The 16359-nt window shown below is 61.0% G+C and carries 18 protein-coding genes and 1 tRNA gene; 16 read left to right on the plus strand and 3 right to left on the minus strand.

Features of this window, described 5'->3' with window-relative positions:
* Positions 1–18: 18 nt before the first annotated feature.
* From fabD to DM813_RS24640, 9 genes are all read left to right on the plus strand, one after another.
* A complete protein-coding gene (gene fabD / locus DM813_RS24600) occupies positions 19–957 on the plus strand; it encodes an ACP S-malonyltransferase (RefSeq protein WP_128326013.1) in 939 nt (312 codons plus the stop codon).
* 16 nt (positions 958–973) lie between these two features.
* A complete protein-coding gene (fabG, locus tag DM813_RS24605; protein ID WP_128326014.1) occupies positions 974–1714 on the plus strand; it encodes a 3-oxoacyl-ACP reductase FabG in 741 nt (246 codons plus the stop codon).
* Positions 1715–1909: 195 nt separating this feature from the next.
* Positions 1910–2146 carry an acyl carrier protein gene (gene acpP, locus DM813_RS24610; RefSeq protein WP_003175607.1) on the plus strand — a complete coding sequence of 79 codons (237 nt, stop codon included), beginning with the start codon at positions 1910–1912 and terminating at the stop codon, positions 2144–2146.
* A gap of 105 nt (positions 2147–2251) precedes the next feature.
* Positions 2252–3496, plus strand: coding sequence for a beta-ketoacyl-ACP synthase II (fabF, locus tag DM813_RS24615; protein WP_128326015.1), 1245 nt, complete (start codon positions 2252–2254; stop codon positions 3494–3496).
* Positions 3496–4311: an aminodeoxychorismate lyase gene (gene pabC, locus DM813_RS24620; RefSeq protein ID WP_128326016.1), complete on the plus strand. Its 816-nt coding sequence runs from the start codon at positions 3496–3498 to the stop codon at positions 4309–4311. Before fabF ends, pabC begins: the two co-directional genes overlap by 1 nt.
* A 3-nt stretch (positions 4312–4314) precedes the next feature.
* The gene (gene mltG / locus DM813_RS24625) at positions 4315–5457 is read left to right on the plus strand and encodes an endolytic transglycosylase MltG (RefSeq protein WP_128326017.1); all 1143 of its coding nucleotides are present in this window, start codon (positions 4315–4317) and stop codon (positions 5455–5457) included.
* Positions 5458–5476: 19 nt separating this feature from the next.
* On the plus strand, positions 5477–6109 hold the full coding sequence (gene tmk / locus DM813_RS24630) for a dTMP kinase (RefSeq protein WP_128326018.1): 633 nt from the start codon (positions 5477–5479) through the stop codon (positions 6107–6109).
* Entirely contained in the window at positions 6102–7088 is a 987-nt protein-coding gene (locus tag DM813_RS24635) for a DNA polymerase III subunit delta' (protein ID WP_128326019.1), read from the plus strand. Before tmk ends, DM813_RS24635 begins: the two co-directional genes overlap by 8 nt.
* Positions 7089–7131: 43 nt before the next feature.
* The gene (locus DM813_RS24640; RefSeq protein ID WP_128326020.1) at positions 7132–7944 is read left to right on the plus strand and encodes a TatD family hydrolase; all 813 of its coding nucleotides are present in this window, start codon (positions 7132–7134) and stop codon (positions 7942–7944) included.
* Between the two features lie 239 nt (positions 7945–8183).
* Here the strand turns inward: DM813_RS24640 and DM813_RS24645 are convergent, their stop codons facing one another.
* Positions 8184–9317: an aminotransferase class V-fold PLP-dependent enzyme gene (locus DM813_RS24645; RefSeq protein WP_128326021.1), complete on the minus strand. Its 1134-nt coding sequence runs from the start codon at positions 9315–9317 to the stop codon at positions 8184–8186.
* Between the two features lie 72 nt (positions 9318–9389).
* Between DM813_RS24645 and DM813_RS24650 the strand changes: the two genes are divergently transcribed.
* The 7 genes from DM813_RS24650 to DM813_RS24680 all read left to right on the plus strand — a co-directional run bounded on the left by DM813_RS24650 (position 9390) and on the right by DM813_RS24680 (position 14657).
* Positions 9390–10028 (plus strand): TetR/AcrR family transcriptional regulator, encoded by a 639-nt coding sequence (locus DM813_RS24650; protein WP_128326022.1) that lies wholly within the window; start codon positions 9390–9392, stop codon positions 10026–10028.
* 127 nt (positions 10029–10155) lie between these two features.
* Complete coding sequence (locus DM813_RS24655; RefSeq protein ID WP_128326023.1) at positions 10156–11124, plus strand: GTP 3',8-cyclase MoaA; 969 nt, start codon at positions 10156–10158, stop codon at positions 11122–11124.
* A gap of 66 nt (positions 11125–11190) precedes the next feature.
* Complete coding sequence (locus DM813_RS24660) at positions 11191–11796, plus strand: DUF4823 domain-containing protein (RefSeq protein WP_128326024.1); 606 nt, start codon at positions 11191–11193, stop codon at positions 11794–11796.
* 10 nt (positions 11797–11806) lie between these two features.
* A complete protein-coding gene (locus DM813_RS24665) occupies positions 11807–12367 on the plus strand; it encodes a DUF1285 domain-containing protein (protein WP_128326025.1) in 561 nt (186 codons plus the stop codon).
* Between the two features lie 90 nt (positions 12368–12457).
* A complete protein-coding gene (locus DM813_RS24670; RefSeq protein ID WP_128326026.1) occupies positions 12458–12880 on the plus strand; it encodes a cupin domain-containing protein in 423 nt (140 codons plus the stop codon).
* Positions 12881–12938: 58 nt separating this feature from the next.
* Positions 12939–13346, plus strand: coding sequence for a MerR family transcriptional regulator (locus DM813_RS24675; RefSeq protein ID WP_128326027.1), 408 nt, complete (start codon positions 12939–12941; stop codon positions 13344–13346).
* Between the two features lie 84 nt (positions 13347–13430).
* Entirely contained in the window at positions 13431–14657 is a 1227-nt protein-coding gene (locus DM813_RS24680; RefSeq protein ID WP_128326028.1) for an NADH:flavin oxidoreductase/NADH oxidase family protein, read from the plus strand.
* A gap of 73 nt (positions 14658–14730) precedes the next feature.
* Here the strand turns inward: DM813_RS24680 and DM813_RS24685 are convergent.
* Positions 14731–14806, minus strand: a tRNA-Asn gene (locus DM813_RS24685).
* 62 nt (positions 14807–14868) lie between these two features.
* The gene (locus DM813_RS24690; RefSeq protein ID WP_128326029.1) at positions 14869–16065 is read right to left on the minus strand and encodes an amino acid aminotransferase; all 1197 of its coding nucleotides are present in this window, start codon (positions 16063–16065) and stop codon (positions 14869–14871) included.
* Between the last annotated feature and the right edge of the window lie 294 nt (positions 16066–16359).

Below are 16359 nucleotides of genomic sequence, written 5' to 3' on the forward strand. Positions count from 1 at the left end.
TCATTAGGGGCTTGTTCAATGTCTGCATCCCTCGCATTCGTCTTTCCCGGTCAAGGTTCGCAGTCCCTCGGCATGCTTGCCGAGCTGGGCGCCCAGTATCCGCTGGTCATTGATACCTTCAAGGAAGCCTCCGATGCCCTGGGCTATGACCTCTGGGCGCTGACCCAGCAGGGGCCGGAAGAGCAACTCAATCAAACCGACAAAACCCAGCCGGCCATCCTCACCGCCTCGATCGCCTTGTGGCGTCTGTGGCTGGCAGAGGGCGGTGCGCGCCCGGCATTCGTTTCCGGTCACAGCCTGGGTGAGTACAGCGCACTGGTTGCCGCTGGCAGCCTGAGCCTGGGTGACGCCGTCAAGCTGGTGAAGCGCCGTGGCGAGCTCATGCAGGAAGCCGTACCGGCCGGGCAGGGTGCGATGGCGGCGATCCTTGGTCTGGACGATGCCGATGTCGTGCGTATCTGCGCCGAAGCTGCCCAGGGCGAAGTGGTCAGCGCAGTCAACTTCAACTCGCCGGGCCAGGTCGTGATCGCCGGTGCCAAGGCGGCTGTCGAGCGCGCCATGGAAGCCTGCAAGGCGGCCGGTGCCAAGCGCGCACTGCCGCTGCCGGTCAGCGTGCCGTCGCACTGTGAACTGATGCGTCCTGCCGCCGAGCGATTTGCCGAGTCGGTCAATGCCGTCGACTGGCAAGCGCCGCAGATCCCGCTGGTGCAAAACGTCAGCGCAGCCGTTGCTGCCGACCTCGACACCCTCAAGCGCGACCTGCTCGAGCAGCTGTACAAGCCGGTTCGCTGGGTTGAATGTGTACAGACCCTGGCCGCCAATGGTCCGGTCAATCTGGTCGAGTGCGGCCCGGGCAAGGTCCTGGCTGGTCTGAACAAGCGTTGCGCCGAAGGCGTCACCACCTACAACCTCAACACCCCAGATGCTTTCGCCGCCACCCGCGCGGCGCTGGCCTGATTTAGGAGAAGCTTGCATGAGCCTGCAAGGTAAAGTTGCACTGGTTACCGGCGCCAGCCGTGGTATCGGCCAGGCTATCGCCCTGGAACTGGGCCGCCTGGGCGCTACCGTGATCGGTACCGCGACCTCCGCCTCCGGCGCTGAGCGAATCGCTGCCACCCTCAAGGAACACGGCATCGCCGGTACCGGCCTTGAGCTGAACGTGACCAGCGACGAGTCGGTGAGCGCGACCCTGGCTGCGATCCAGGAGCAATTCGGCGCGCCGACCATTCTGGTCAACAACGCTGGTATTACCCGCGACAACCTGATGATGCGCATGAAGGATGATGAGTGGTTCGACGTCATCGATACCAACCTCAACAGCCTCTACCGTCTGTCCAAGGGCGTGCTGCGCGGCATGACCAAGGCACGCTGGGGTCGTATCATCAGCATCGGTTCGGTAGTGGGTGCCATGGGTAACGCCGGGCAGGTCAACTATGCAGCAGCCAAGGCGGGCCTGGAAGGTTTCAGCCGTGCCCTGGCGCGTGAAGTGGGCTCTCGTGCGATCACTGTTAATTCGGTGACCCCGGGCTTTATCGACACCGACATGACCCGCGAGCTGCCTGAGGCTCAGCGCGAAGCGCTGCAGACCCAGATTCCGCTGGGACGTCTGGGCCAGGCTCAGGAGATCGCCAATGTAGTGGCTTTCCTGGCCTCCGAAGGTGCGGGTTATGTGACTGGGGCAACGATTCCAGTCAACGGCGGCATGTATATGTAAATTCAATGTGACGGATTGCTTCAAAAAAATGTCATACGAGCTGTCTAAAATCCGTTATAAAGCTGCAACCAGATTCTAGTCGGTTGGCAGGTGTGGTCTGGCGAGGCGTGTTGCGCTTGAAAAGCAGACGTCTTTCTATACACTTACACACCGGCCAGCCGCCTGACATATGTCCATTAGGAGTGAAAACAAGGTATGAGCACCATCGAAGAACGCGTCAAGAAAATCGTCGCCGAGCAACTGGGCGTTAAAGAAGAAGAAGTAGTGAACACTGCTTCCTTCGTCGAAGATCTGGGTGCCGATTCCCTTGACACCGTTGAGCTGGTGATGGCTCTGGAAGAGGAATTCGAGACCGAAATCCCTGACGAAGAAGCCGAGAAGATCACTACTGTTCAAGCTGCTATCGACTACGTCACCAGCCACCAGGCCTAAGACGTTGTAGTCGTCGCTTCTTGTCATGGAAAAACCGCACTGCCTTAACTGGCGTGCGGTTTTTTCTTTACAAGACATGTAGTCAATGTGAATAAGGAGAGTGCTGTGTCGCGTAGACGCGTCGTGGTCACCGGTATGGGTATGCTGTCGCCACTGGGTACGGATGTACCGAGCAGTTGGCAGGGCATTCTGGCTGGCCGCAGTGGCATAGGTCTGATTGAACATACGGACCTGTCTGCCTACTCCACCCGTTTTGGCGGCTCGGTAAAGGGCTTCGAGGTTGAGCAGTACCTGTCGGTCAAGGAAGCCCGCAAGCTCGATCTGTTCATTCAGTACGGCCTGGCAGCCGGTTTTCAGGCAGTGCGCAACGCTGGTCTGGAAGTGACCGACGCCAACCGCGAGCGCATTGGCGTAGCCATGGGCTCGGGTATCGGTGGCCTGACCAATATCGAAGAAACCAGCCGGACTTTGCACGAGCAAGGACCGCGGCGCATTTCGCCGTTCTTCGTACCGGGTTCGATCATCAACATGATTTCCGGTTTCCTGTCGATCCACCTGGGTGTACAGGGACCTAACTACGCCATCGCCACGGCCTGCACCACCGGTACTCACTGTATCGGCATGGCGGCACGCAATATTGCCTTCGGCGAAGCCGACGTGATGATCGCCGGTGGTGCGGAAATGGCAGCCTGCGGTCTGGGCATGGGCGGCTTCGGCGCTTCGCGCGCGCTGTCGACCCGCAATGACGATCCAACCCGGGCCAGCCGTCCGTGGGACAAGGGCCGTGATGGTTTCGTGCTGTCCGACGGTGCCGGTGCCCTGGTACTCGAAGAGCTCGAGCACGCCAAAGCGCGTGGTGCCACCATTTATGCCGAGCTGGTAGGTTTTGGCATGAGCGGCGACGCGTACCACATGACCTCGCCACCTGAAGACGGTAGCGGCGCGGCGCGTTGCATGGTCAATGCATTGCGTGATGCGGGTTTGAACGCCGATCAGGTGAACTACATCAACGCGCACGGCACTTCGACGCCGGCTGGCGATCTGGCTGAAGCCTCGGCGATCAAGTCGGTGTTCGGTGAGCATGCCTACAAGCTGGCAGTCAGCTCGACCAAGTCGATGACCGGCCATTTGCTGGGTGCCGCAGGTGCCGTCGAGGCAATCTTCAGCGTGCTGTCGATCAACGGCCAGGTAGCCCCACCGACCATCAACCTCGATGAGCCGGATGCCGGTTGCGACCTGGACTTCGTGCCGCATGAGGCGCGCAACATGCCGATCGACGTCGTGCTGTCCAACTCCTTCGGCTTTGGCGGTACCAACGGCTCGCTGGTGTTCCGCCGGTTCGCCGACTGATGCACAGCTGGATCGATGGCGTGCCGGCCGATGCAGTGAACCTGCAGAGCCGTGCGCTGGCCTACGGTGATGGTCTGTTCGAGACCATTGCCGTCAGGGCCGGTAAGCCATCGCTGCTTGAGTATCACCTTGATCGCCTGGCACTGGGATGCCGCCGCCTGGCGATCGACGCCGATTCGTTGCTGATTCGCGATGAAGTGTGTCGCTACGCCAGTGCGCTGGGTGACGGTGTGCTCAAGTTGATACTGGTCCGTGGTGACAGCCAGCGCGGCTATGCGCCTGCGGCTGGCGCGGCACCACGGCGCATTCTTCAGGGCAGTCCCTTGCCTGCTTATCCTGCTCAGCATGCCGAGCAGGGTGTTCGCCTTTATCCCTGTGTCACGCGTCTGGCGGAACAACCGCTGCTGGCCGGGCTCAAGCACCTCAATCGTCTTGAGCAAGTGCTGGCGCGAGCCGAATGGCAGGATGCCGAGCATGCCGAAGGATTGATGCGCGATGTTTCCGGTCGCATCGTCGAAGGGGTGTACAGCAACCTGTTTCTGGTACACGGCACCGAGTTGCTGACAGCCAACCTGAGTCGCTGTGGCGTCGCCGGGGTCATGCGTGCGGCCCTGATCGAGCAGGCGGCAACGGCCGGGATTGCGCTGCGCGTTACCGATCTGACTCTGCAGGACCTGGAACAGGCCGACGAAGTGTTTGTCTGCAACAGCGTCTACGGTGTCTGGCCGGTGCGTGCTTTTGCATCGCTGAACTGGCCGCCGGGTCCACTCACCCGTAAACTGCAGGCCATTGCCCGTACGTTACTGGATGCCTGATTTGTGAGACGTAAATTATTGGTGCTGCTGGAAACCGGATTGATTCTGGCAGGCCTGCTGTTGGGCTTTTCCGCCTGGAAGGTGAAGTCGGCACTGGAGCAGCCCCTGCACATCAGTCAGGAACAATTGCTCGACGTGCCCACCGGCACCAACCCCAATCGCATGTTTTACCGCATGGAAAGCCAGGGCCTGCTGGACGATGCGTTCTGGTTGCGGCTTTACTGGCGCTTCAACATGGCCGGCGTACCGTTGCACACCGGCGAATACCGCATGACCCCGGGCATGACCGTGCATGACCTGTTTGAGGTCTGGCGTCGTGGCGATGTCGTGCAGTACAGCCTGACCCTGGTCGAGGGCTGGAACTTCCGTCAGGTGCGTTCGGCCCTGGCCAAGCATGAAAAAATCAAACAGACCCTCGACGGCCTCAGCGATGCCGAAGTGATGGACAAACTCGGGCATCCCGGGGTGTTCCCTGAGGGGCGCTTTTTCCCCGACACCTATCGTTTTGTGCGGGGCATGACCGATGTCGAGTTTCTCCAGCAAGCCTATGCCCGCCTTGAAGAAGTGTTGGCCAAGGAGTGGGCTGAGCGCCCGACCGATCTGCCGTACCGCGACCCGTACCAGGCGCTGATTATGGCCTCGCTGGTGGAAAAGGAAACCGGGGTGCCTCAGGAGCGTGGCCTGATCGCCGGGGTGTTCGTACGCCGCATGCGGATCGGCATGCTGTTGCAAACCGATCCGACCGTGATCTATGGCATGGGCGAACGCTACAACGGCAAGATCACCCGCGCCGACTTGCGTGAGCCCACGCCTTACAACACCTACACGAACGCCGGCCTGCCGCCGACGCCGATTGCCATGGTCGGCCGAGAAGCGATTCATGCCGCGTTAAATCCGACGCCGGGCAGCAGTTTGTACTTTGTCGCCCGTGGTGACGGCAGCCACGTGTTCTCCGATGATCTGGATGCGCACAATTCAGCGGTTCGTGAGTACCAGATCAAGCGCCGCGCCGACTATCGTTCGAGCCCGGCCCCTGCAATCGACCCTGAAGTTGAGGACGAGTCGCAGGCCCCGCAAGCCCCTGAGGCCGATCCTGAGGCGGTTCCCGAATCTTCGGCACCGGCCAGCGACGCCTCTTCGCAATGATCAACTGTAAGGACTGCCTGTGAGCGGCTTGTTTATTACCCTGGAAGGTCCCGAAGGCGCGGGCAAAAGTACCAATCGCGAGTACCTCGCCGACCATTTGCGCGCTCAGGGCGTGGACGTGGTGCTGACCCGCGAGCCGGGTGGTACCCCCTTGGCCGAGCGGATTCGCGAGTTGCTGCTGGCCCCGAGCGATGAGGCCATGGACGCCGACACCGAGCTGCTGCTGGTGTTCGCCGCCCGTGCCCAGCATCTGGCGCAGGTCATTCGCCCGGCGCTGGCGCGCGGCGCGGTGGTGCTGTGTGATCGCTTTACCGATGCCACCTACGCCTACCAGGGCGGCGGTCGCGGTCTTTCGGTGTCGCGCATTGCCACCCTCGAGCAATTTGTACAGGGCGCGTTGCGTCCTGACTTGACGCTGGTGTTCGATCTGCCGGTGGAAGTCGGCTTGTCGCGGGCGGCGGCCCGTGGTCGGCTGGACCGCTTCGAACAGGAAGACCAGGCTTTCTTCGAAGCCGTGCGAGAGGCCTACCTGGCGCGTGCCAAGGCGGCCCCGCAGCAGTACAGGCTGATCGACGCTTCGCAATCGCTGGCGCAGGTGCAGCAGTCGCTGGACGCCTTGCTGCCGCAGATCCTGGAGCGCTGCCGTGGCTGAGGCCTATCCTTGGCAGCAGGCCTTGTGGCAACAACTGGCGGGGCGCACCCAGCATGCCCATGCCTACTTGCTACACGGGCCTCAGGGCATCGGCAAGCGGGCCCTGGCCGAACGCCTGATGGCCCTGTTGCTCTGCCAGCGGCCGACCAACCTGCATGCTTGCGGGCAATGCAAGTCATGCTTGTTGCTGGCTGCCGGCAGTCACCCGGACAACTACGTGCTCGAGCCGGAAGAGGCCGACAAGCCGATCAAGGTCGATCAGGTCCGCGACCTGGTGTCCTTCGTGGTCCAGACCGCGCAGCTGGGCGGTCGCAAGGTCGTGTTGATCGAGCCGGTGGAGGCGATGAACATCAATGCCGCCAACGCCTTGCTCAAGAGCCTGGAAGAACCCTCCGGTGATACCGTCCTGCTGCTGGTAAGCCATCAGTCAAGCCGTTTGCTGCCGACCATCAAGAGTCGGTGTGTCCAGCAGGCGTGCCCACTGCCGAGCGCCGAGCAAAGCCTGGCCTGGTTGAGTCAGGCCTTGCCCGAGTGTGATGAGCAGGAGCGCCTGGATCTGCTCACCCTGGCTGCTGGTTCGCCATTGGCCGCCGTGACCCTGCAGGCTCAGGGCGTGCGCGAACAGCGCGCGCTGGTGGTCGACGGCGTGAAGAAGTTGCTCAAGCAGCAAGCCTCCCCCAGCCAGCTGGCAGAAGCCTGGAATGCTGTGCCCTTGCTGCAGCTGTTCGATTGGTTCTGCGACTGGTCCAACCTCATCCTGCGCTATCAGTTGACCGAAGACGAGGAAGGTTTAGGCTTGAGCGATATGCGCAAGGTCGTGCAGTACCTGGCGCAGAAGAGTGCGCAGGGCAAGGTACTGGAGATCCAGGACTGGATCCTTGCCCATCGCCAGAAGGTGCTGGCCAAGGCCAACCTCAATCGTGCGCTGTTGCTCGAAGCGTTGCTGGCGTCCTGGGCGATGTTGCCTGGCCAGCGTTGAGCCGAGCGGTCCCTTACTTTCATTTCAGTGTTGTCATGTGCCCATGCTTGTAGATTCCCATTGCCACCTCGATCGTCTCGATCTCTCCGCCCACCAGGGTTCGCTGGACGCGGCGCTGGATGCCGCACGTGCGCGCGGTGTCGGCCACTTTCTGTGCATCGGCGTCAGCGCCGACAACGCCAAGGCCGTCAAGGACCTCAGCGAGCGCTATAGCGACGTCGACTGTTCGGTGGGTATCCATCCGCTGGACCTCACCCCCGAGGGTGCGCCGCCGCTGGAGTGGCTGCTCAAGGAGCTGGCGCATCCGCATGTGGTGGCGATCGGCGAAACTGGCCTGGACTATCACTACGAGCCGGAAGCAGCGGAGGTTCAACAGGACTCTTTCCGCTTGCACCTGCAGGCGGCAAAAGTCACTGGCAAGCCGGTCATCATTCATACCCGCGCAGCGCGTGCCGACACCCTGGCGTTGTTGCGCGAAGCCGACCTGGCGCAGGCTGGCGTGCTGCACTGCTTTACCGAAGACTGGGAGATGGCCAAGGCCGCGCTGGACCTGGGGTACTACATTTCGTTGTCCGGTATCGTTACCTTCCGCAATGCCGACGCCTTGCGCGACGTTGCCCGGCAGGTGCCCGCCGAGCGTTTGCTGGTAGAGACGGATTCGCCGTATCTGGCGCCGATTCCGTACCGCGGCAAACCGAACCTACCGCAGTACGTGCGTGAAGTGGCGGAATTTGTCGCGATGGTGCGGGGTGAGGGCTACGAGCAACTGGCCGAGCAAACCACGGCGAACTTCAAACGCCTGTTCCCGTTGGCACGGCTTTTCGCGGGTAAACCCGCTCCCACAGGGGCGGTATAAGCATTAACTGTGCGGGGCCGGATGACGGGCAAAAAAAACCCGGGTTCTGGGGGGTGAATCCGGGTTAAGACCATTAGGAGTAAAACAAAGGTACGCGGTCCCTGGGCACCTTTATCGGCGCGCCACTTGGGGGGATGCGCCGCGCCAACACCTGAAGTATTGGTCAGGATTGGCGGGCTGCCAGCGGTGGTTGCTCGTTTTTTAAACAGATTTGGAATACAGCCGCCGCTGCTGAGCACTCATCGCTCTGCAATCTGCCGCACCACCGCCAGAGTTTCGTCGATAACCTGCCGGGGCGTGTAGAAATGCGGGGAAAAACGCACGCCAGGGCCGCGAGTTATGCAAACCACCTGCTGCTGCTTCAGCAGGTGACAGGCCTGGGCATTGTCCACCCCGGCGATGCTGAACGACACAATGCCGGAACGGCGGCGGTGCTCCTCAGGGCTGTGCAGTTGTACGCCCGCAATGGCCTTCAGCCCGTCGTACAGCCATTGCACCCGCTCGGCCAGCAATGCCGAGACCTTTTCCATCCCCACCTCTTCCAGTAGCGACAGGCTGGCGTCCAGGGCTGCCGCGCCGAGCATGTTCGGGCTGCCGCATTCAAAGCGACGGGCGCTGTGGGCCGGCTCCCATTCGGTGCGGGTGTAATCGCCCATGTGCTCAAGCATGTGCCAGCCGTATTCGCTGAGTTTCAGGCGGGGGCGTACCTCGGCGCGGCAATAGAACACGCCCAGGCCTTCCGGGCCGAGCATCCATTTGTGCCCGTCGGCCATGGCGAAGTCGCATTGATAGGCCTGTACGTCAAAGGGCAGGGCGCCCAGTTGCTGGATGGCGTCGATGCAGAACAACACATCGCGCTCCCGGCAGCCCTGGCCAAGCCGGGCCAGGTCCAGGCGCAGGCCGCTGGCGAACTGCACGGCACTGATCGCCAGCAGGCGTACCTGTGGCCCGCAGGCGCTCAGCAGGTCGGCTTCCGGGTCGGCGCCCTTGAGGCTGACTTGGCGCACTTCGACACCCCGGTCGGCCAGCGCTTCCCAGACGATACGGTTGGACGGGAACTCTTCGTCGCTGATGACGATCTGGTCGCCGGCCTGCCAGTCCAGGCCAAAGGCAACGAACGACAGTGCCTCGGAGGTGTTCTTGACCAGGGCGATGTCGTCTGTCGAGGGTGCATTGGTCAGGCGCATCAGGCGTTCACGCAGACGCTGCTCCATGGCCATCCACGCCGGATAGTCCCGGGCACCCAGCCAAACGTTTTCCTCGGCGAAACGCTTGACAGCCTCACTGGCGCGTCTAGGCCAAGGGGCAACGGCGGCATGGTTCAGGTAGCGAAGGCCTGGCGCTTGTTCAAAGTCATCAAGAAACATAGACATGGTCGGATGATCCGTGCATTTTGGCGCAAGTTAGGCATAATAACCGGCTTCGATTTTGATCCAGTCCTTCTTATGCAGAAAGAACCTCGTAAGGTCCGTGAGTTTCGTCGCCGTGAGCAAGAAATTCTCGATACCGCGCTCAAGCTGTTTCTCGAACAGGGTGAAGACAGTGTCACCGTCGAGATGATCGCTGATGCAGTCGGTATCGGCAAAGGCACGATCTACAAGCATTTCAAATCCAAGGCGGAGATCTACCTGCGCCTGATGCTCGACTACGAGCGCGATTTGAACGAACTGTTGCACTCTGCCGACGTTGACCGCGACAAGGAAGCCCTGTCGCGCGCCTACTTCGAATTTCGCATGCGTGATCCGCAGCGTTACCGGTTGTTCGACCGCCTCGAAGAGAAAGTGGTCAAGGGCAACCAGGTGCCGGAGATGGTCGAGGAGCTACACAAGATCCGCGCCTCCAACTTCGAGCGCCTGACCCTGCTGATCAAAGGGCGCATCAGCGAAGGCAAGCTCGAAGACGTGCCGCCGTACTTCCACTATTGCGCTGCCTGGGCCTTGGTACACGGCGCCGTTGCGCTCTACCATTCGCCGTTCTGGAGCAATGTGCTGGAAGATCAGGAAGGCTTCTTCCAGTTCCTCATGGACATCGGCGTACGCATGGGCAACAAGCGCAAGCGCGACCCGGATGTGACCGGTAACTGATCGACCCTGAATAGCTTCGGCGCTACTGTGGTAAGGCCTGCAGGCCTATACTCATGTAAGAGGCTTGCAAAAACCTGATTTTTGAGTCAGGTTTTGCAGGCCCGATTCTTCCACGCCGGAGTCATCCATGATCGTCGACCGCCAAGGCAGGCGTTTTCGCAACTTGCGTGTCAGCCTCACTGCTGCCTGCAACTATGCCTGCACCTATTGCGTACCAGACGGCAAGCGGTTGGTCGCGGCTCAGGACGAGCTCTCTGCCGAAGCGATGGCCCGTGGGGTGGCCTACCTGATCGAGGCCGCCGGTATCGAGCGGTTGCGCGTGACGGGGGGTGAGCCATTGGTCAGCCCCAAGCTGGAACCCTTTCTTGCCTCTGTCGCAGGCTTTGGCCTGGATGAAATCAGCCTGACCACCAATGGCCAGTTGTTGGCGCGCAAGCTGCCGTTGCTGCGCGCGGCCGGCATTCGCCGGCTCAATGTCTCGCTCGATACCCTCGACCCCGACGCCTTTCGCCGTATTGCCCGTGGCGGCGACCTGGCCACGGTGCTGGAGGGAATGGCGCAGGCTACGGCGGCCGGTATGCGCATCAAGGTCAACATGGTGCCGCTGCGCGGGCAGAACTTCGATCAGGTGGTGCCGTTGCTGGAATACTGCCTGGCCCGCGGCTATGAGCTGCGCTTTATCGAACTGATGCGCATGGGCCACCTGGCGCGTGACAGTAATGCCTTTGTGCAGCAGTTCGTCAGCCTTGAGCACTTGTTGCAGTTGATCGGCGAGCGTTACGAATACCTGCAGGCCAATGCGCCGGTGGACGCCACCGCGTTGCGCTACGAGATTCCAGGCAAAGGCTACTTCGGGGTGATTGCCAACGAAAGCGTGCCGTTCTGCCGAACCTGTTCGCGTCTGCGCTTGTCTTCCACAGGCTGGTTGCATGGCTGTCTGTCGTCGAGCAACCGTCACTTTATCGGCGACTTGCTCGACAAGCCGCGCCATCAGGCATTGCCCGCCCTGCAGGGCTTGCTGGTCAAGGCGCTGGGTGACAAGCAGCCAGTGGCGTTTTCTGGTGGTGCAACGGTGATGAAGATCATTGGCGGTTAAGACTGGCGCAAAATCTGCATCTGTCTGCCGTTCGCCGGTTTTCCGTCACCGGCTACTGGAGGATAGATGCGAAGCCTGGTTTTGCTGCTGGCGCTGATGGTGCTGGGCGGCTGTATGAATGTCAGCGACATGGGCGAGGGTGCCCGCTACCACATGAGCGATGCCGGCCTGCTGGATCACAGCGATACGCGCCGTTCGTTGTCGGTACGCCTGCAGCCTGACTCATTCATTTACATCGGCCAGGGCGCGTTCGTGCCGCCGGGCAAGGGACCGTATCCACGGCCTAACGTGGTCGCCGAAGAGGCGTTCAAGGGTTTTATCGAGTACTTCCCGCTGGTGCGCCGGGCTCAAGGCCCGCTGGGGCTGGAGCAAGCCCTGGTTGAAGCGCGCGCAGTCGGCGCCCATTACCTGCTTTACACCCGTTTTGCCCGTACCGATGACCGTATCGGCAACGGTGACGAATGGTACGACGAGCAAGCCGTTGATCGCCTGGGCGTCGACACCGGTGTGGTGCAGTTGATGCTGATCGAAACCAATACCCGTTACCTGATCGACACGGCACGAATCAAAAGCCGCGGCGGCTTGCTGACATTCCATGACCAAACGCCGGAAGATTTGCTTGGCCCACCGCTTGAAGATTACGCTCGTAGCCTTTTGGGCATGAGCCGTTGAGGAGAAAGTGATGACAGATTCCGGGAAGGCCAATGATTTGCTGGCGCAGATCCCTGCATCGGGCAAGGGGCTGCCACCGGTGCATCTGTGGAACCCGGACTTCTGCGGTGACATCGATATGCGCATCGCCCGCGATGGCACCTGGTATTACCTGGGGACACCCATCGGGCGCAAACCGATGGTCCGGCTGTTTTCCACCATCATCCGCCGCGACGGTGATGACTACTTCCTGGTAACGCCGGTAGAGAAGGTCGGCATCAAGGTCGACGATGCGCCATTTGTAGCGGTGCTTCTTGAAGTACTGGGCAGCGGCGAGCAGCAGGTGTTGCGCTTTACCAGCAATGTTGATGATCAGGTCGAAGCGGGCCCGGAGCACCCGTTGCGCTTCGAGATCGATGTGCAGACACAGGAGCCATCGCCCTATGTGCATATGCGCAGCAACCTTGAGGCGCTGATCCACCGCAATGTGTTCTACCAGCTGGTGGAGCTGGCCGTGGCGCAACAGATCGACGGTCAGGAGTGGCTGGGGGTCTGGAGTGGCGGTGAGTTCTATCCCATCGGTCGCAGCTGATTAGCCTCCGCGTTTTCGCCTGAATTGGCGCTTTTTACCTCGTGGTAGTCGGCATAACCTGCCGGTATTCCCCACCACGAGGTAGTCCCCATGAAATACCGTCCCTTCTTAATCGCCGCTCTGATTACCAGCGGTTTGTCTGTTCTGCCAGGTGCCTGGGCGCATGGGCTTGAGCAGGGTCAGGAAGCAATCAAGATCCTGCAGGAGCAGATGCCGAGCAATGCGCCGGGCAAAAAAGCCATCATGCTCACGGTCAGCTATGCGCCAGGACAGAAGTCAGTGGCGCACCAGCATCCGGGAGCGGTCATGGCCTACGTCCTGGAAGGTTCGGTGGTCTCTCAGCTCAAGGGCGAGTCGAAGCCGGTGACCTACAAGGCGGGGGAGTTCTGGTACGAAGCGCCGGGTACGGTGCACCTGCAGTCTTACAATGCCAGCGCGACGCAGCCGGCAAAATTGCTGGTGTGGTCGCTGGTGGATGAGCGCAAGCCAGTGACCGAGCCGTATCAGCAGTGAGCACCAGGCCCTGAGGTTAAAGTAAGCTTCAGGTTGAACCCGTGCTTACAGGTAGCTTATGAAAATCGGAGAACTGGCGAAAATCACCGGCCTGGCCCCTTCACGGATCCGTTTCTACGAGGCCAGCGGGCTGATCCACTCGGTTGTTCGCAAGGCCAACGGTTACCGCGATTACGGCGATGAGGCGGTGCGCGTGCTGGGGATTATCACCAGTGCCCAGGCCGCCGGTTTCTCCCTGGACGAAATTCGTCACTTGTTACCGGTGAACGCCAAGGGTTGGCAGCACGATGAGCTGGTGCAAGGGCTCAAGCGCAAAGTCGAAGAGATCGAGGCGTTGCAACAGCGTCTTGCCAGTAGCAAGGCGCAACTGTTGCAGGTGATCGAAGGCATTGAAAGCAAGCCTGAGGGTATGGCCTGCGAGGACAATGCGCAGCGGGTACTCAACGGGTTGCGCAACGGCGTTTAGTAGCAATGTGGTGAAATTGCCGGGATTGACATTAAAGTTAACTTTAACGATAGAGTCCGGACACGATCAAACGAGGTACTTGCGATGAACGTGTTCGACGTCCTGACCCTGCCCAATGGTTCGACCATTCCCAACCGTATTGCCAAGGCCGCCATGGAGGAAAACATGGCCGACCTGACGCAGTCGCCGTCCGCGCAGTTGTTGCGCCTTTATCAGGTATGGGCGGACGGTGGCGCCGGCCTGATCATCACCGGCAATGTGATGGTCGACGGCCGCGCCATGACCGGGCCGGGTGGCGTAGTGCTGGAGAGCGACCAGAACCTGGAAAAATTTAGCCAGTGGGCGCGGATAGGGCGCTCCGGCGGCGCGCAAGTGTGGTTGCAGATCAATCACCCTGGCCGGCAGATGCCTGCCAATCTCGGCCAGTCGACCTGGGCGCCGTCCGCCGTGCCCTTGGATCTGGGCAAGATGTCCCGGCACTTTGGCACGCCCCAGGCGATGACGCCGACGGTTATCGACGAGGTCATCCGCCGCTTTGCCCGTACCGCGCGCCTGGCCGAGCAGGCGGGCTTTACCGGTGTAGAAATCCACGCTGCCCATGGCTACCTGCTCAGTCAGTTCCTGTCGCCGCTGAGCAACCAGCGCAGCGACCAGTGGGGCGGGTCGCTGGGCAATCGCGCGCGGCTGCTGCTGGACACCGTCAAGGCGGTACGTGCAGAGGTGTCGCCTGGGTTCGCGGTGGCGGTAAAGCTCAACTCTGCCGACTTCCAGCGCGGCGGCTTCAGTGCCGATGACGCCCGGCAGGTCGTGCTGTGGCTCAACGACCTCGACGTCGATCTGGTCGAGCTGTCCGGCGGCAGCTATGAGGCTCCGGCCATGCAGGGTGTGTCGCGGGACGGCCGCACCCTTGCCCGGGAGGCATACTTCCTGGAGTTTGCCCGCGACATACAAGCGATTGCGAAGATGCCGGTCATGGTCACCGGCGGCATTCGCCGGCGCCCGGTGGCTGACGAGGTGATTGGCAGTGGTGTGGCGATGGTCGGGATCGGTACGGCACTGGCGATCGACCCTTTCCTGCCGCGTGACTGGCAGGCTGGAAAGGATAACGCGCCGCAGCTGCTGCCGATCGTCTGGAAGAACAAGGCGCTGGCCTCGCTGGCCAGCATGGCGGTGGTCAAATTCCAGTTGCGCAAACTCAGCCAGGCCAGGATGCCGAACCCGCACGTGTCCGCCTGGTGGGCACTGCTGCTGCAGCAAGTGGCCAACGCTTTGCGCGCTCGCCAATACCGTCGATGGATGGCGGGGCGCTAGAACGAAAAAACCCACCGTAAGGTGGGTTTTTTGTTGCTTCAAAGACTTTGAAAACGGCCTCTGAAACTGTGTTTGGCTCCGCGACCAGGACTCGAACCTGGGACCCAATGATTAACAGTCATTTGCTCTACCGACTGAGCTATCGCGGAATCTGTGGCGTATCTTACTGATTGCTAAGGGGAAGTCAAGCCTCCCCCTGGCAATTTGTCAGTTACAGGACCTCGACGATGGCCTTGGTCACGACATGGATGTTGCTCTGGTTCAGGGTAGCGACGCAGATGCGGCCGGTATCCAGGGCATAGATGCCGAACTCGTTCTTCAGGCGTGCCACTTGCTCAACGGTCAGGCCCGAGTACGAGAACATGCCACGTTGGCGACCGACGAAGCTGAAGTCGCGCTGTGCGCCGTATTCGGCCAGCAGCTCAACCATCTGCTTGCGCATGCCGTGGATGCGTTGGCGCATTTCGCCCAGCTCGGCTTCCCACATGGCGCGCAGTTCCGGGCTGTTGAGCACGGTGGCGACGATGGTGGCGCCGTGGGTTGGCGGGTTGGAGTAGTTGGTGCGGATCACGCGCTTGACCTGGGACAGTACGCGCGCGCTTTCTTCCTTGGACTCGGTGACGATCGACAGCGCACCCACGCGCTCGCCGTACAGCGAGAAGGACTTCGAGAACGAGCTGGAAACGAAGAAGTCCAGGCCCGACTCGGCGAACAGGCGCACAGCGAAGGCGTCTTCGTGGATGCCGTCGCCAAAGCCCTGGTAGGCCATGTCGAGGAACGGTACGTGGCCTTTGGCCTTGACCACTTCCAGGACGTTTTTCCAGTCTTCCAGGCTCAGGTCGACGCCGGTCGGGTTGTGGCAGCAGGCGTGCAGCACGATGATCGAGCCGGACGGCAGGGCATTGAGGTCTTCGAGCATGCCGCTGCGGTTGACGTCGTTGGTGGCTGCGTCGTAGTAGCGGTAGTTCTGTACCGGGAAACCGGCAGCTTCGAACAGGGCGCGGTGGTTTTCCCAGCTTGGGTCGCTGATGGCCACGACGGCGTTCGGCGAAACCTGCTTGAGGAAGTCGGCACCGATTTTCAGGGCACCGGTACCGCCGACGGCCTGGGTGGTGATCACACGGCCAGCGGCCAGCAGTGGCGACTCGGCACCGAACAGCAGCTTCTGTACGGCCTGGTCGTAGGCGGCGATGCCGTCGATCGGCAAGTAACCGCGGGAAGCGTGCTGGGCAGCGCGCTGGGTTTCGGCTTCGATCACTGCGCGCAGCAGTGGGATACGCCCTTCTTCGTTGCAGTAAACACCCACACCCAGGTTGACTTTATTGTCACGGGTATCGGCATTGAAAGCTTCGTTGAGGCCCAGAATGGGATCGCGTGGTGCCAGCTCGACAGCGGAAAACAGGCTCATTATTACCTTGGCTCTGAATGGAGAGTGATAGGGGTCGCACGCTCCAGTCGGATGCACTAGAGCGGTGCACAAACGGGGAGTCAGTATAGTGATACCCATCGGTCACGGCGACAGTCGGATGCAGCTTTTCCCGCTGTTTCGCCGATTATTTTTCGACCGTTAGTCGAATTGACCGGTCAATAGCTGCAAAAGCCCCCGACACTGAGTTGAAAGTGGCGCTCACTGCCACTAATTCGGTATAACCACTGTCTATAGATACAGTTGCCAGCGTCGGCGATAAAAACGCCGCGAAAT

Origin of the sequence: Pseudomonas alkylphenolica (genome assembly GCF_004025535.1) — a bacterium.
Lineage (GTDB): Bacteria > Pseudomonadota > Gammaproteobacteria > Pseudomonadales > Pseudomonadaceae > Aquipseudomonas > Aquipseudomonas alkylphenolica_A.

What these genes read in the sequence shown, in the direction of transcription:
- fabD (WP_128326013.1), top strand. Translation starts at nt 19, where the DNA reads ATGTCTGCATCCCTCGCATTCGTCTTTCCCGGTCAAGGTTCGCAGTCC.
- fabG (WP_128326014.1), top strand. Translation starts at nt 974, where the DNA reads ATGAGCCTGCAAGGTAAAGTTGCACTGGTTACCGGCGCCAGCCGTGGT.
- acpP (WP_003175607.1), top strand. Translation starts at nt 1,910, where the DNA reads ATGAGCACCATCGAAGAACGCGTCAAGAAAATCGTCGCCGAGCAACTG.
- pabC (WP_128326016.1), top strand. Translation starts at nt 3,496, where the DNA reads ATGCACAGCTGGATCGATGGCGTGCCGGCCGATGCAGTGAACCTGCAG.
- DM813_RS24640 (WP_128326020.1), top strand. Translation starts at nt 7,132, where the DNA reads ATGCTTGTAGATTCCCATTGCCACCTCGATCGTCTCGATCTCTCCGCC.
- DM813_RS24645 (WP_128326021.1), bottom strand. Translation starts at nt 9,317, where the DNA reads ATGTCTATGTTTCTTGATGACTTTGAACAAGCGCCAGGCCTTCGCTAC.
- DM813_RS24650 (WP_128326022.1), top strand. Translation starts at nt 9,390, where the DNA reads ATGCAGAAAGAACCTCGTAAGGTCCGTGAGTTTCGTCGCCGTGAGCAA.
- DM813_RS24655 (WP_128326023.1), top strand. Translation starts at nt 10,156, where the DNA reads ATGATCGTCGACCGCCAAGGCAGGCGTTTTCGCAACTTGCGTGTCAGC.
- DM813_RS24660 (WP_128326024.1), top strand. Translation starts at nt 11,191, where the DNA reads ATGCGAAGCCTGGTTTTGCTGCTGGCGCTGATGGTGCTGGGCGGCTGT.
- DM813_RS24665 (WP_128326025.1), top strand. Translation starts at nt 11,807, where the DNA reads ATGACAGATTCCGGGAAGGCCAATGATTTGCTGGCGCAGATCCCTGCA.
- DM813_RS24670 (WP_128326026.1), top strand. Translation starts at nt 12,458, where the DNA reads ATGAAATACCGTCCCTTCTTAATCGCCGCTCTGATTACCAGCGGTTTG.
- DM813_RS24675 (WP_128326027.1), top strand. Translation starts at nt 12,939, where the DNA reads ATGAAAATCGGAGAACTGGCGAAAATCACCGGCCTGGCCCCTTCACGG.
- DM813_RS24680 (WP_128326028.1), top strand. Translation starts at nt 13,431, where the DNA reads ATGAACGTGTTCGACGTCCTGACCCTGCCCAATGGTTCGACCATTCCC.
- DM813_RS24690 (WP_128326029.1), bottom strand. Translation starts at nt 16,065, where the DNA reads ATGAGCCTGTTTTCCGCTGTCGAGCTGGCACCACGCGATCCCATTCTG.